Origin of the sequence: Acidipropionibacterium jensenii (genome assembly GCF_005890135.1) — a bacterium.
GTDB lineage: Bacteria > Actinomycetota > Actinomycetes > Propionibacteriales > Propionibacteriaceae > Acidipropionibacterium > Acidipropionibacterium jensenii.
The window spans coordinates 323,604-336,744 of record NZ_CP040635.1; the positions used below are offsets into that span (position 1 = coordinate 323,604).

The window sequence follows — 13,141 nt, forward strand, 5'->3', positions numbered from 1 at the left end:
ACCGCACCGGCTCTGGCCGTGAGGACCGGCTCAGGCCGTGGGGATCACAGCGCGGCACCGATCCGCTCGGAGAACTCGACCAGCCGGTTGGAGAACCCCCATTCGTTGTCGTACCAGCCCAGCACCTTGACCTGCGTGCCGGCGACCTTGGTGAGAGGGGCATCGAAGATCGAGGAGTGCGGGTTGCCGAGGATGTCGGCGGAGACGATCGGAGCCGTGGAGTACTGCAGGTACTTCCCGAGGCGCTCGGAGGAGGCGGCCTCGGCGAAGGCGGCGTTCACCTCATCGACGCTCACCGCGGTGATGAGGTCGGCGGTGAGGTCGGTGATCGAACCCACCGGCACCGGGACGCGCAGCGCGAAGCCGGTGAGCTTCCCGTCCAGCTCGGGAATGACGGTACCGATGGCCCTGGCGGCTCCCGATGTGGTCGGAATGGTGGACAGGGCGGCGGCTCGCGCCCGTCGCAGGTCCTTGTGCGGGGCATCGTGCAGGCGCTGGTCGGCGGTGTAGGCGTGCACCGTGGTCATCAGCCCGGACTCGATGCCGAAGGAGTCATTGAGCACCTTGGCCAGCGGGGCCAGCGAGTTCGTGGTGCAGGACCCGTTGGAGAACACGTCCGAGGCCGCGGGATCGAGCCGGTCGTCGTTGACGCCCAGCACGAAGGTCGGGACATCGCCCTTGGCGGGGGCGGAGACGATGACCTTCTTCGCGCCGCCCTTCAGGTGCTCGAGGGCCTTGTCCCTGTCGGTGAAGCGCCCGGTGGACTCGATCACGACATCGGCGCCGTAGTCGCCCCACGCGATGGCGGCGGGATCGGGCTCGGAGAGCACCGCGATGGAGCGCTCACCGACCCTCAGGGTGTTGCCATCGACCTGAACGCCGTCGAGGTGACCCGAGATCGAGTCCCACTCCAGCAGGTCGGCCAGGGTGGAGACGTCGGTGAGGTCGTTGACCGCGACCAGCTCGACGTCGGCGTCGTTGATCAGCGCGGCACGCAGGTAGTTGCGGCCAATACGACCGAACCCGTTGATTCCAATGCGAACAGTCATGTCATTCCTTCTGATCGTCTGGACGGCGGGTGCCGTCCAGCTGGGTGTCCGGACGGCCCGTGCCGTCCGAGGTCTTGTGGGTGGTGGCGCGGGACACCGCATCGAGGAGGTCGAGAGCGCCTCGCCGCGCCTCATTGAAGGGACCAGGGTCCTGGGCGGCGATCGCCAGGACGTAGCCGCCCTGGATGGTTGCCGTCATGAGATGTGCAATCCGACCGGCATCGACATCGGCGGGGAGCTCCCCCATCCGAATGGCTTCCTCGATCACCGCCACGAGGCTGTGGTGAATCGTCTCGAAGGATGTGCCGATCGGTGCGAGCATGCCGGGATCTGCCACCACCTCCGGGTCCTGGGTGAGCCTGCCCACCTTGCAGCCCCGCAGCGGCTCACTGTCACGACTCAGGTACCTCGTGAGGCGGTCCAGCGGATCCCCGGGACCGTTGAGGATCTCCAGACTGGCGGGCAGCAGAGTCTCGCAGTTGTGTCGGATCGCGGCGATGCCGAGATCCCGCTTCGAGGGGAAGTGGTAGTACATGCTCCCCTGACCCACCCCCGAGCGTTCACGCACCTCACGAGGGCTTGTCGCGGCGTAACCGCGCTCCCAGATGAGGTCGCTCATCGTCTCGATGAGGTTCTCCTTGGAGTTCATGACCTTGACTGTACCTACCTACAGGTACAGACACAAGGGATCACGGACCTCGGCTTCGATCGGGATCAACTGGGAGTCGCGTCCGACCCTGCGAGGTAGCGGGCCACCCTGGAGACCTCGGGATCGGGATCGTCGGCCAACTCGAGCAGGATCGCCGCGGCCCCCTCCCCGGGGATCTCGCCGAGAGCCTGGACGATTCTGCTGCGACCCGCAGGGTCCGCCACCGCGAGCTGGTCGACCAGCTCCGAGGTGATCCGCCCGGTTGCCGCCGCGGAGCCTGAGGCGAGCCTCCCCAGTGCCTCGGCGGCCTCGACGTCGTCCTGTCCCGCGACGACGAGTCGCACCAGCGGTGCGCTGATCGCCGGCAGGGAGAGTTCGCCCGAGAGGCCGGAGTGGGAGGCCAGGAGGATCGCGGCCAGCCCGGCCGTTGCGGGGTCGGGGTCGGCCAGGCCCTCGACCAGGGCATCGGCCGCGGCGGGACCGTCGATCTCGCCCAGAGCGTGAATGACCCGCCGCCTCACGGCGGTCTCGGAATCCGACAGGTGTGCGACGAGGGTCGGCACCGCGGCCTCCCCGGACCGGGCGATCGCCCAGCGCAGGGATCCCGCGACCCCCTCCTCGGGCTCCGAGAGGTAGATCCCGATGAGCGGGTCGGGTGCGGTCGCGGTGATCCCCGAGCGGAGCGCGGCGGCCTGACGCTCAACCGACCGGCCCGATCGCAACCTCGAGAGAAGATCCACCGCGCTCAGCGCCTCCGTCCAGCTGTGCGGGCCGCTCGACTCGATCTCCCGCAACCGGCTCAGCAGTTCGCGCTCCTCGGCGATCCGGCGCACCGTGCGGTCGATGAGCCCGGAGAGCATCCGTGCAGCGTCGAAGTCGGGATCGTCCAGAGCCCTGCCGACCTGCTCGAGGGAGAGCCCGAGGGTGCGCAGGGCCTCGACACGGAACAGACGTCGCAGGTCGTCGGGCTCGTAGCGCCGGTAGCCGGTACCGGTCCGCCCCGAGGGGCGCATCAGCCCGATCCGGTCGTAGTGCCGCAGCATCCGGACGCTCACTCCCGAACGCCGCGACACCTCGCCGATGAGCATCAGGGGGCCACCATCACTCGGGCACCCCCATCACCCAGAACCTCAGCGCCTCCTCGCGGGCGGCATCGAAGCCGAGATCGGGGGCGGCGATGAGCCGCTGGATGGTCTCGGCGTGCAGCGCCGCCTCGGACCCGGCGGTCTCGGCGACCTCCGCCAGGACGGCCTCCCCAGCCTCCCCGAGCTCCAGATAGGCGCGGCTGAGGCTGAGCTGCATGGTGTGGTCGCCGCGGCCGAGCTGGCCGGCCAGACGGCGGGCGAGGTGTTCCCCCTCGCCCGGCGGGACCAGCGCGGCGGCGGCTCGCCAGGCGGCCCTCGCCACCTCGTCGTCGTCCGAGCCGATGAACTCGTCGGTGACGGCCGGCCAGCCTCGCGGATCGCCGACCTTCGAGAGGGCGTGGAGGGCCTGGGCGCGCGCCTGCGGGTTGGCCGAGTCGAGTTCGGCGAGCAGTGCGGGGACCGTCCGGTCCGCCGGGTGGCTCAGCAGGGCCCAGACCAGCATGTCGCGGACGAAGAAGTCGGGTTCGACGCCGGAGCGGCGGATGAGGACCGCCACGTCGCCCGGCTCGGGGCGGCTGCCGGCGATCATCGCGACCTGGAGTCGCCTTGATGCCGAGACCGACTCCAGGGCCTCGGCGAGCTGAGTGGGTGTGTGGTGAACATCAGTCATCGGGGTGACCTCCTGACTCTCACCGAACAGCCTGACACCGTGTCAGGGTCAATCGACGACGCTGCGCTGTGAGCGAGACAGGTGCCGGTTCGCCCGGGCGGTCGTCACCGCAGAGTCCGGGCGATCGTCAACCCAGAGGCCGGACGGCCGGCACTGCAGGGTCCGGTCGCGACGCGACGACTACGGTGGGCGCCGTCGTCACCAGCGAGACGACGTCACACCGAAGGAGTCCCGAGATGACCGAGAACACCCAGGACGGCCAGTTCACCGCCGATTGGAGAGTCTGGCACGAGGAGCGAGAGAAGGCGCGCACCGACCCGCTCGGCATCCTCGCCGCCAGCGGCCTGTACTTCCTGGACGCCGACCCGCTCACCGTTCCCGGGGTGCCGGGCAGCTGGAGACTGGTCGACGGTCAGCCCCAGGTCGAGCTGACCGAGGGACAGACCCTCACCGACGGCGACCGGGTCCTCACCGGAACCGTGCCCCTGGGCGACCGGATCGCCGACGGAGGGGTCGAGCTCGGGTTCACTGACGGCGATGCCCACGGCCTGGCCGAGGTGGCCTGGCGCGGATCCTCGGTGATTCTGCGGCCCCGCCGTGATGACAGCGAGTATCTGGCCCACTTCCCGGGCACCCCGACCTTCCCGCCCTCCCGCCGGTGGCAGGTGCCCGCCCATCTGGAGGCCTTCCCGAAGAACCATCAGGAGACGGTCGGCGCCGTCATCGAGGGTCTGGAGCACCACTACTCCTCCCCCGGCGTCCTCACCTTCACCCTCGACGGTGTGGCCTGCCGGTTGACGGCATTCACCGGCGGCCGCGACGGCTCCCTCATGGTGCTGTTCCGCGACGCCACCAGCGGCAGGACCACCTACGGGGCGAGTCGGACCCTCGCCGTCCCGGCACCGGACGCCGAGGGCAACACCGTCATCGACTTCAACCGGGCGGCGAACCTGCCGTGCGCCTACACCGACAACGCGACCTGCCCCCTCCCGCCGACCGAGAACAGACTCCCGGTGGCCGTCAAGGCCGGCGAGAAGGTCCCGGTGTCCCGGGTCTCCTGACACGGTCCGGGTCCGGCCCCGGACCGTGTCGGGGCCGGCGTCGAACCGGCCTCCGAGCGGTGCGGATCCGACGCCGGAGCGGTTCAGGACCAGCGTGGTATCTGTCGGGATGAGCCCTCAGGCGAACCGGTCCAGCCGCTGACGATGAGCCCGGTAGGCGCCGGTGATGAGCACCGCCGCGACCACCCCGTGAAGGGCCATCAGAGAGCCGGCCGCGGCGGTCGAGACCGCTCCCAACGGGGCCAGCATCGACAGCACCGCCACGACGATCGCCACGATCAGCCATATCCTCAACCCGTGGGCCGAGAGCCGCTCGAGCAGGCGCAGCACGAGGAGGCCGGCGATGCTGGTGGCGGCGGCCGTCAGCGCCACCGAACCGGCGCTCACAGATATCGTCTGGTCCCCGGTGCCGACGGACAGGTCGACCCCGGCCACCGGGGCGACCATCACCCAGGTGATCATCGCGCAGATGATGGTGGTCACGATGACGGCGAGATCGTTGGCGAGCAGCTGACGCCGCGCGGTGTGTCCGGATATGTCGGTCATGTCACTCATGCCTCCACCGGGCGCCGACTGCAACGTCGTCAGGGCGGAACCGGCCCGAGAGCTGACTCGCAACGGTTCGCCGCACTGCGGGCCCGGAGATCGAGAACGCTGTGGGTATTGCGCGGAGGCTACCACCGCTGTGGCGCGTCTCAAGTGGCTGCCAGCAGCGTCTCCATCCGGGCGTAGCAGGCCTCCATGCCATCGACCATCCCGGTGCCCAGGATCATGTCCCTGGTGACGGCGTCGGGGTACTCGATGACTGTGGTGATGACGGTGACGCCGTCCTCCTCGGCGAGAGTGAGGTCATTGACGGTGGTGGGGCCATCGGTCCCGGCCATCCGTTCGGAGGTGACTGCCCGCAACGGCTCATCGCTCAGCAGCAGCTCCCCCTCGAAGCCGAAGGGCCGGCCCTGCACCCCGGGACCCGGGGTCCAGCCGAAGCGGTATCCCTGACCGACCTCGGTGGCCACCTGGCAGGTGGTCATGGACCAGCCATCGGGCCCGAGCATCCACTGCGTCATCAACTCCGGGTCGTTGTGAGCCTGCCAGACGAGCTCTCTCGGGACGTCGACGGCCCGGGTGATGCGCACCAGGGTGTCGGTGAGGAGCTCGAGCCGGGTGCCCTGGCCCCTGAACCACTGGCGCAGGCCGGCCAGGACGGCGTCGATCTGACCCATCGCGAGCCTGGTGCCCTCGATGACGCCCATCTCGATCACCTTGCGCAGACCCTCCAGGGATCCGAGGACCGAGGTGCAGGTCATCCGGGTGCCCTCCTCGGTCGGCTCGAAGACGAAGGTCATCCGCATGGCGGGCATCCCGGGGACCGGGGTGCCGTGCTCATCGGCGAAGGAGTCGGTCACCTCGAAGCGGCGCTCCGGGTCGATCTCCAGGAAGTCCCAGCGGGCGTATGACCTGTCCCCGCGGGGGCCGGTCATGTGGTAGAGGGCGCGGCCGCCGACCCGGTGGTCCCACTCGGTGAAGGTGGCGGGGTAGGTCGGCGGACCCCAGAACCGCTCCAACTGGCGCGGATCGGCGTAGGCCTGCCACACCCGGTGGACGTGATGGGGGAAGTCGGCGGTGACGGTGAGGGTGAGGTTCTTCTCGTCGGCGACGATGTCGGTGACGGGCATGTTCGGCTCCTTGAAGAGTCTGCGATGCAGGGATGCGCGGGGACGCTGGAAATCGGCTCAGTCGGTGGCGGGGTCTGCGAGGAGGGCGTCGAGTCTGTCGACGCGCCCCCTCCACAAATCCTCGTACTGCTCCAGAAGTGCCCGCACCTGGGCGATCCTGCGGGGATCGGCGCGGACCAGACGGGTTCGACCCGACGTTCTCTTGGCGATGAGCCCGGCCTCCTCCAGGACGGCCACATGCTTCTGGACCGCCGCGAAGGACATCCGGTACGAGCCCGACAGCTCCGAGACGCTGACCTCCCTGGTCATCGTCCGGCGCAGGATGTCACGCCTGGTCGACGCCGACAGGGCGTGGAACAGGCGATCGGTCTGAGCCTCGCTCAACTCACTTTCTACAACCATTTGGTTGCATGTTACCCGCGTTCGGCCCCGCATCAAGCGCATCGGGCCCCTGTCCGAGACATCATGCCTCGGGGACCACGGACCTGCCCTGCGCGTCGCTGAGCCTGGCGGCGTCCAGCACGGCGATGGTGTGCAGCACCTCCGGCAGCAGCACCGGGGGCTGCGCCCCGTCGGCCACCGCCGCGTGGAACTGCCGGTAGAAGTCGGCGTACTCGCCGGCCGCCGAGGGCACCTGATGGGCGCCGTCGGCGGTGACCAGGGTCCCCCAGCGATCGGGCTCCTCCACCCCCCAGACCCCCTTCGGGGCGGTTGCCGGACGCAGGCCCGACGTCAGCTGGTCGGTCTGGCGGTCACTCATGTGGGACTCGTAGTAGCCCTTGGCGCCGTAGACGGTGAACTCCTTGGCGATCCGGCGGCACAGTTTGGAGGCCGACACGTCGCTGAACACCCCGGACGCGTGGTGAAGGCCCAGCGAGAAGCCGACGTCGACGCGCCCGTCGGGGGTGTCCACCCAGTCCAGATGTCCGTCGACCCGTGCCACCGGACCGAACAGCCGGATCGCCTGGTCGACGACATGGGCGCCGAGATCGCGCAGCAGGCCGTGCTCGGGGCCGACCTCCAGTCCGCCGGGCTCGTCGAGGTCGAAGACGATCCGGGAGCGCCACGGTGCCCCGAGGTCCCCGGAGGCCAGGACACCCTGAAGGGTGATCAGATCGGTGTCGTACCGCCTGTTCTGGAAGACGCACAGCACCTTGCCAGCGGCGGCCGCCGCCTCGGCGAGCTCCTTCGCGCCGGCCAGATTCGGGGCGAAGGGCTTGTCGGCGACCACGTTGACGCCGCGCTCCAGAGCATGGAGGACCAGTTCGCGGCGGGTCTGGGGAGGAGTGGTGATGGTGACGGCGTCGACCCCGGCGTCGATCAGATCGTCCATCGAGTCGAAGGCGGGCACCCCCGGCGCCTCGCCGGCCAGCACCTCGCGCCGCGCGGGATTGCGCGTCACCACGCCGACGATCTCCCACTCCTTGGCAGCCTGGATGTAGGGAAGGTGGAACAGGTGGCCGCCCACCCCATATCCGACAAGTCCGATACGCATGCGGAGTCTCCTTTGAACTCGTGCAGACCGGTGGGCACACCGCCCCGTGCCCGTCCACGCTATATGACAGGTCATTTCCCCGCCACAGTGACATGACCGTCCCCGCGGGCACGGTCCACCGCACCTCCAGGCCGGGTTTGCCGCACCGGGCGGCAGCAGCACCCTCTACACTGGCGCCAACCTCGGCCGGCTGCCGATCGGAGGCGGTGTTCAACCCGAAGGAGCACGCAGCAGATGAAACGATTCCTGCGGGGTACGAGTGTCTTCGTGGTCATCGAGTACCTCATCAAGGTCTTCGCGATCGGTGTGGTGCCCGAGAATCGCCGGCCCTCCTCCTCGACGGCCTGGCTGCTGCTGATCCTCTTCCTGCCGGTCGTCGGCGTCCCGCTGTTCCTGATGTTCGGCAGTCCCTTCGTCAACGGACGCCGGGCGCGCATCCAGGCCGAGGCGAATCTCCTGCTCAAGAAAGGCACCGACGGCGTCCCGAACTCTCCGGAGTCGGTCACCCTGCCGCAGGGGCTGGCCGACATCATCGAACTGTCCCGGTCCCTGACCTCGCTGCCGATGGTCACCGGCGTCAACCACGGCGTCACGATGGACTACGAGGAGAGCATCGAGCGGATGACCCGACTCGTCGAGACCGCCCAGGAGGCGGTCGACGTCGAGATCTACATCATGGCCCGTGACGACACCACCCGGCCCTTCTTCGAGGCACTGGCAGACGCCGTCAAGCGCGGTGTCAAGGTGCGGGTGCTGCTCGACCACATCGGGTCGCGCAAGTACCCCGGCTTCCACCAGCTCCTCAGGGACATGACCGCAGCCGGCATCGAGTGGTACCTGATGCTGCCCTTCCTCCCCCTCCAGGGGAAGGTGCGACGGATCGACCTGCGCAACCACCGCAAGCTTCTCATCGTCGACGGCCGGGTGGCCGCGATGGGGTCCCAGAATCTCATCGAGGCTCCCTACGGATCGGCCAGGAATGCCCGATTGGGCAGACGCTGGGTCGACATCACGATCGAGCTCACCGGCGAGATCGTCTCCTCCCTGGAGGCGATCTTCATCGTCGACTGGTACACCGAGTCCGGCGAGATCGTCGACATGCACGCCTACCGCGGACTGGGCGATCCGGACGCCGACGCCCACCTGCTGCCGACCCGCCACGGCCCCCGCCGGGCGGTCGGCGGCAATGTCAACGCCGTGCAGCTGATCCCCTCGGGACCCGGCTTCCGGACCGATCCCAATCTGCGCACCTTCGCCTCCCTGATGTATCTGGCCAAGCACCGTCTGGCGATGGTCAGCCCCTACTTCGTGCCCGACGAGTCCCTGCTGGCGGCGGTCACCACGGCAGCCCTGCGCGGGGTGTCGGTCGAGCTGTACGTCAGCGAGGTCGCCGACCAGTTCATGGTCGACCGGGCCCAGTCCTCCTACTACCAGGCCCTGCTGGACGCCGGGGTGAGGATCTACCGCTACCCGGCCCCCGAGGTGCTGCACACCAAGTGCTTCCTGGTCGACGACGAGATCGCCGTGATGGGGTCCTCGAACCTGGACATGCGCTCCTTCGGCCTCAACTACGAGATCAGCCTGCTGGCCTACGGCGGTGACATCGTCGAACAGCTGCGCGACGTCATCGCCGACTACGCGTCCCGCAGCAGCGTGCTGGATCCCGAGCGGTGGTCCGACCGCTCGGTGGCCAGGCGGTACACCGAGTCGGTGATGCGCCTCACCTCGGCGATCCAGTAGCTGTCTGCCAGACCCACGGGCCCCAGAACACTCAGGGCATCGGTCCTCAGATCCGCGACCGGGAGACCGTGGGTCGGTGGTCCCGGGAGCCGGTCGAAACCGGGCGCCAGGCGAGCAGCGCCGCGACCAGACCGAGGACGCCGACGACGACCAGGACCACCGCCACGGCCGGCAGGCCGATCGCCGCACCGAGGGCGCCGGCGAGCGGGTAGGTGATGAGGAAGCAGGCATGGGACAGCGAGAACTGGGCGGAGAACACCGCCGGCCTGGTCTGATCCTGGCTGTTCCTGCGCAGCAGCCGCGAGGGGGGCGTGAGGATGGTGGAGGTCGCGGCCCCCAGCAGCGTCCACACGACCAGGAGCGCCACCCACTGACCGGAACTCGCCGGCCGTGCGATCACCCCGGCGGCCACCAGCAGCAGGACGGGCAGGGCGAGTCCCCCGGCGACCATCACCCTGCGGTCGGGGAGCCGGTCGAGCAGTGCCGGCATCCCGAGCGCCACCACCATCGACCCTGCGCCGTAGACACCCAGCAGCAGTGCCACATCGGACTGCGACCGCCCGAGATGGGCCTGGACCAGCACCACGGTGTTGACGATGACCATCGCCGTGGTGGTCGCCACCACGAGGTTCAGTCCCATCAGCCCGCGCAGCTCGCGGATCCGCCAGAACAGCCGCACGCCGCGGGTGAGCCGCTCCAGGAAGGGTGCGCTGGGCGGGACCTCGATGTGCGGGAATCGGGTGGACGCCACCAGGACCGCGGACCCGATGAACCCGATCACCGTCCCGACGAACAGGTTGTGGTAGCTGATCACCGTCAGCAGGACGGCGGCGAGCATGGGGCTGAGCACCGACTCCAGATCGTAGGCGAGCCTCGACAGGGACAGGGCTCGGGTGTAGTCCCCCTCGTCGGGAAGCACCGAGGGGATCACCGCCTGGAAGGTCGGGGTGAAGGTCGCCGAGGCTGACTGGAGCAGCAGGATCAGGATGTAGATCTGCCACGCCTGGGTCACCATGGGAAGGGAGACCGCGACGCCGGCGCGCACCAGGTCGGCGCCGATCAGCACCGGTTTCCGGGACAGCCGGGCGACCAGTGCGGTGGCGAGCGGGGCGACGGCGACATAGGCGACCATCTTGATGGTCATGGCCACGCCCATCACGATTCCTGCATCCCCCCTGGCGATGTCGAAGGCGAGCAGCCCCAGGGCCACCGTGAGCAGACCGGTCCCCACCAGGGCGACGATCTGTGCGCCGAAGAGTTTCGCGTAGCTGGGGGTTCGCAGCACGGAGATCATGACTGGCTCCTGTTCCTGGATGACAGCTGGCTCATGGGCGCACCGAGTGGTGGTGCGGAGGGAGATGCCCGTCGGCGACCGCGTGCTCGGCCTGCTTGACCGCCTCGAGGACCAGGGTCACCGCGTGCTCGTCGGTGAGTCGGTAGAGCACCCGGGTGCCCTCCTGGCGGGTGGTGACCATCCGGGCCAACCTCATCCGGGCGAGATGCTGGGAGACGCCGGAGGGCCTCCTGCCCACGATCTGGGCGAGGGCGTTCACCGACAGCTCCTCGGCCCGGCGAAGCGCGAGCACGATCCTGATCCGCGTCGGGTCCGACAGCAGTCCGAGCACCTCCGCCGCCAGGTCGATGTACTCGGGCGACGGTTCCTCGCCGCTTGTCTGCATATCCTCATCCATACGCGGATACTAACAGTTGAAGGACGGCCCGGACCGCCGACCGACCTTCGCCCGACTGATTCCTCGGACCAGTCGTGAGGGCCCGTCTCAGCGGTCAGAACGGCTGCCACAACGGTGTGTACTGAGCACCGTGACGACCGACACCCGCGTGAACAGGAAGACTCGAGCGACGTCGACGGGCAGCACCGGACTGATCTGGGGCGCCCTCGGCGTGCTCGGGTTCTCCCTGACCCTCCCGATGACCAAGGTCGCGGTGTCGCAGTTCTCTGCCGTCTTCGCCACCTCGGCCAGAGCGGTGATCGGTGCCGTCCTGGCGGCCCTCACTCTGCTGGTGCTGCGCCAGACCCTGCCCTCGAGGCGTCAGTGGGTACGGCTCACGGTGATCTCCTTCGGCGTCGTCCTCGGGTTTCCGTTGTTCACGACCCTCGGCCTCACCACGACGTCGGCATCACACTCGGCCGTGGTCGTCGGTCTCCTCCCGGCGGCCACCGCGGTCGCCGCCTCCATCCGCGGGCACGAGCACCCCCGCCCGGTGTTCTGGGTGTTCACCGCAGCCGGCGCGCTCACCGTGGTGATGTTCAGCATGATGCAGAGCGCCTCGATGCACCTGGTTCTCGAGCCGGGCGACCTGTGGCTCTTTGCCGCGGTCGTCGCGGCGGCGGTCGGATATGCCGAGGGCGGTCTGGTGTCCCGGGAGCTCGGCGCCTGGCAGACCATCTGCTGGGCGCTGCTGCTGGCCGCTCCCGTGATGGGCACCCTGGCCCTGGTCACGGGTCTGCGCGAGATCCACACCCTCCCCGGGCCGGGCCCCTGGCGGCGCTGGGCTACCTCGGCGTCGTGAGCATGTTCGTCGGCTTCATCGCCTGGTACCGGGGGTTGGCGATCGGGCCGATGACCGCCGTCAGCCAGACCCAGCTCCTGCAACCCGTGCTCACCATGATCTGGTCGGCCCTGCTGCTCGGCGAGACGATCACCCCGCTGGTCGCCCTGAGCGGCGCGAGGATCATCCTTCTGGCCTGGGCAGCCGTGCACACCCGGAGCAGAACCAGATCCTGAGGATTCCCCGCGAACAGACTGGCATGACATGACCCAGACGGGTGCTAATTTCTGCCGCCCTCGGCTTCATCCTTACTCAGGGGGACAGGACGCAGCGATGAGCAACTACGTGAAGATCTACCGGGAGCCCAGGGATCCTCGCCTGGGCCGCAACGTCAACCACGATCCCCGGTCCTGGGACTACGCGTTCAAGGCCGCCGACCTCAGCACCCTCACCTCGGTGCGTCACACCTCTCACATCCCGACCTTGAACCAGGGCGACCTCGGCTCGTGCACCGGCAACGCCGCCGCCAAGTGCATCTCCTACCTCCCGTTCTGGAGCCAGCCCGAGGTGCAGGCGGTGCTCAGCGGTGACGCCGACGCCGACCAGCGCTATGCGGTCGGCATCTACTCCGATGCCACCAAGATCGATCCCTTCGAGGGCACCTACCCGCCCACCGACACCGGGTCCGACGGTCTGTCGGTGGCGAAAGTGCTCAAGACTCGCGGCCTGATCAGCGGGTACGAGCACGCCTTCTCTCTGAGTGCCATGCTGACCGCGTTGGCCGATCATGCGGTCATCGTGGGTACGGAGTGGCGCCAGGACATGTTCGACCCGGCTCCCGACGGGCGTCAGACGATCACCGGTCGGTTGGCCGGCGGCCACGAGTACTGTCTCGACGAGCTCGACGTCGAGCATGAGCGGGTCTGGATGCAGAACTCCTGGGGCGAGGGCTGGGGCCTGCAGGGCAGGGCCTACTTCAGCTGGGACGACATGGAGGTCCTGCTGAAGGCCTCGGGGGACTGCACGATCTTCGCTCCCCTGGCGACCCCGCCGCCTCCTCCGCCACCCCCGGACGACCAGGCCCAGTTCGTGGCCGCGGCGAAGTCGTGGTTGTCGCTGCGGCACTCGTCGAAGTCGCACAAGGCCTTCGCCGCCGATCTGAGGAAGTACCTCGACACCCTGAAGACCGACACCCCGTAATCCAC

The 13,141-nt window shown here is 68.8% G+C and carries 15 protein-coding genes; 5 read left to right on the top strand and 10 right to left on the bottom strand.

The genetic code is table 11. The annotated features are described in order from the left end of the window. Positions 1-44 precede the first annotated feature (44 nt). From gap to FEZ32_RS01520, 4 genes are all read right to left on the bottom strand, one after another. The gene (gap, locus tag FEZ32_RS01505; RefSeq protein ID WP_138679724.1) at positions 45-1,049 is read right to left on the bottom strand and encodes a type I glyceraldehyde-3-phosphate dehydrogenase; all 1,005 of its coding nucleotides are present in this window, start codon (positions 1,047-1,049) and stop codon (positions 45-47) included. Between the two features lies 1 nt (position 1,050). Next, positions 1,051-1,698, bottom strand: coding sequence for a TetR/AcrR family transcriptional regulator (locus tag FEZ32_RS01510; RefSeq protein WP_097799254.1), 648 nt, complete (start codon positions 1,696-1,698; stop codon positions 1,051-1,053). Positions 1,699-1,763: 65 nt separating this feature from the next. Further along, a complete protein-coding gene (locus FEZ32_RS01515; RefSeq protein WP_138679725.1) occupies positions 1,764-2,786 on the bottom strand; it encodes a HEAT repeat domain-containing protein in 1,023 nt (340 codons plus the stop codon). 13 nt (positions 2,787-2,799) lie between these two features. Next, entirely contained in the window at positions 2,800-3,453 is a 654-nt protein-coding gene (locus FEZ32_RS01520; RefSeq protein WP_138679726.1) for a HEAT repeat domain-containing protein, read from the bottom strand. Between the two features lie 236 nt (positions 3,454-3,689). Between FEZ32_RS01520 and FEZ32_RS01525 the strand changes: the two genes are divergently transcribed. Beyond that, entirely contained in the window at positions 3,690-4,514 is an 825-nt protein-coding gene (locus tag FEZ32_RS01525; protein ID WP_138679727.1) for a DUF1684 domain-containing protein, read from the top strand. A 117-nt stretch (positions 4,515-4,631) separates the two neighbouring features. Here the strand turns inward: FEZ32_RS01525 and FEZ32_RS01530 are convergent, their stop codons facing one another. From FEZ32_RS01530 to FEZ32_RS01545, 4 genes are all read right to left on the bottom strand, one after another. Next, positions 4,632-5,069, bottom strand: a complete 438-nt coding sequence (locus FEZ32_RS01530; RefSeq protein WP_138679728.1) for a DUF6069 family protein — start codon at positions 5,067-5,069, stop codon at positions 4,632-4,634. A gap of 140 nt (positions 5,070-5,209) precedes the next feature. Next, positions 5,210-6,190 carry an SRPBCC family protein gene (locus tag FEZ32_RS01535; RefSeq protein ID WP_138679729.1) on the bottom strand — a complete coding sequence of 327 codons (981 nt, stop codon included), beginning with the start codon at positions 6,188-6,190 and terminating at the stop codon, positions 5,210-5,212. 57 nt (positions 6,191-6,247) lie between these two features. Continuing rightward, the gene (locus FEZ32_RS01540; protein ID WP_236082151.1) at positions 6,248-6,574 is read right to left on the bottom strand and encodes an ArsR/SmtB family transcription factor; all 327 of its coding nucleotides are present in this window, start codon (positions 6,572-6,574) and stop codon (positions 6,248-6,250) included. 79 nt (positions 6,575-6,653) lie between these two features. Further along, positions 6,654-7,685 (bottom strand): Gfo/Idh/MocA family protein, encoded by a 1,032-nt coding sequence (locus FEZ32_RS01545; RefSeq protein ID WP_138679730.1) that lies wholly within the window; start codon positions 7,683-7,685, stop codon positions 6,654-6,656. 234 nt (positions 7,686-7,919) lie between these two features. Between FEZ32_RS01545 and cls the strand changes: the two genes are divergently transcribed. Next, on the top strand, positions 7,920-9,425 hold the full coding sequence (gene cls, locus FEZ32_RS01550) for a cardiolipin synthase (RefSeq protein WP_138679731.1): 1,506 nt from the start codon (positions 7,920-7,922) through the stop codon (positions 9,423-9,425). A 46-nt stretch (positions 9,426-9,471) separates the two neighbouring features. Here cls and FEZ32_RS01555 read toward each other — a convergent pair whose 3' ends face one another. Then, the gene (locus FEZ32_RS01555; protein WP_138679732.1) at positions 9,472-10,719 is read right to left on the bottom strand and encodes an MFS transporter; all 1,248 of its coding nucleotides are present in this window, start codon (positions 10,717-10,719) and stop codon (positions 9,472-9,474) included. A 31-nt stretch (positions 10,720-10,750) separates the two neighbouring features. Continuing rightward, a complete protein-coding gene (locus FEZ32_RS01560; protein ID WP_138679733.1) occupies positions 10,751-11,116 on the bottom strand; it encodes an ArsR/SmtB family transcription factor in 366 nt (121 codons plus the stop codon). A 148-nt stretch (positions 11,117-11,264) separates the two neighbouring features. On the opposite strand from FEZ32_RS01560, the gene FEZ32_RS01565 reads away from it, so the two are divergent. The 3 genes from FEZ32_RS01565 to FEZ32_RS01570 all read left to right on the top strand — a co-directional run bounded on the left by FEZ32_RS01565 (position 11,265) and on the right by FEZ32_RS01570 (position 13,136). Further along, positions 11,265-11,957, top strand: coding sequence for an EamA family transporter (locus tag FEZ32_RS01565; RefSeq protein WP_201270071.1), 693 nt, complete (start codon positions 11,265-11,267; stop codon positions 11,955-11,957). Between the two features lie 2 nt (positions 11,958-11,959). Beyond that, on the top strand, positions 11,960-12,172 hold the full coding sequence (locus FEZ32_RS13605) for an EamA family transporter (RefSeq protein WP_232021367.1): 213 nt from the start codon (positions 11,960-11,962) through the stop codon (positions 12,170-12,172). A gap of 97 nt (positions 12,173-12,269) precedes the next feature. Beyond that, a complete protein-coding gene (locus FEZ32_RS01570; protein WP_138679734.1) occupies positions 12,270-13,136 on the top strand; it encodes a C1 family peptidase in 867 nt (288 codons plus the stop codon). Positions 13,137-13,141: the final 5 nt, after the last annotated feature.

What these genes read in the sequence shown, in the direction of transcription:
- FEZ32_RS01535 (WP_138679729.1), bottom strand. Translation starts at nt 6,190, where the DNA reads ATGCCCGTCACCGACATCGTCGCCGACGAGAAGAACCTCACCCTCACC.
- FEZ32_RS01530 (WP_138679728.1), bottom strand. Translation starts at nt 5,069, where the DNA reads ATGAGTGACATGACCGACATATCCGGACACACCGCGCGGCGTCAGCTG.
- cls (WP_138679731.1), top strand. Translation starts at nt 7,920, where the DNA reads ATGAAACGATTCCTGCGGGGTACGAGTGTCTTCGTGGTCATCGAGTAC.
- gap (WP_138679724.1), bottom strand. Translation starts at nt 1,049, where the DNA reads ATGACTGTTCGCATTGGAATCAACGGGTTCGGTCGTATTGGCCGCAAC.
- FEZ32_RS01515 (WP_138679725.1), bottom strand. Translation starts at nt 2,786, where the DNA reads ATGCTCATCGGCGAGGTGTCGCGGCGTTCGGGAGTGAGCGTCCGGATG.
- FEZ32_RS01545 (WP_138679730.1), bottom strand. Translation starts at nt 7,685, where the DNA reads ATGCGTATCGGACTTGTCGGATATGGGGTGGGCGGCCACCTGTTCCAC.
- FEZ32_RS01510 (WP_097799254.1), bottom strand. Translation starts at nt 1,698, where the DNA reads ATGAACTCCAAGGAGAACCTCATCGAGACGATGAGCGACCTCATCTGG.
- FEZ32_RS01520 (WP_138679726.1), bottom strand. Translation starts at nt 3,453, where the DNA reads ATGACTGATGTTCACCACACACCCACTCAGCTCGCCGAGGCCCTGGAG.
- FEZ32_RS01555 (WP_138679732.1), bottom strand. Translation starts at nt 10,719, where the DNA reads ATGATCTCCGTGCTGCGAACCCCCAGCTACGCGAAACTCTTCGGCGCA.
- FEZ32_RS01525 (WP_138679727.1), top strand. Translation starts at nt 3,690, where the DNA reads ATGACCGAGAACACCCAGGACGGCCAGTTCACCGCCGATTGGAGAGTC.
- FEZ32_RS01560 (WP_138679733.1), bottom strand. Translation starts at nt 11,116, where the DNA reads ATGGATGAGGATATGCAGACAAGCGGCGAGGAACCGTCGCCCGAGTAC.
- FEZ32_RS13605 (WP_232021367.1), top strand. Translation starts at nt 11,960, where the DNA reads ATGTTCGTCGGCTTCATCGCCTGGTACCGGGGGTTGGCGATCGGGCCG.
- FEZ32_RS01570 (WP_138679734.1), top strand. Translation starts at nt 12,270, where the DNA reads ATGAGCAACTACGTGAAGATCTACCGGGAGCCCAGGGATCCTCGCCTG.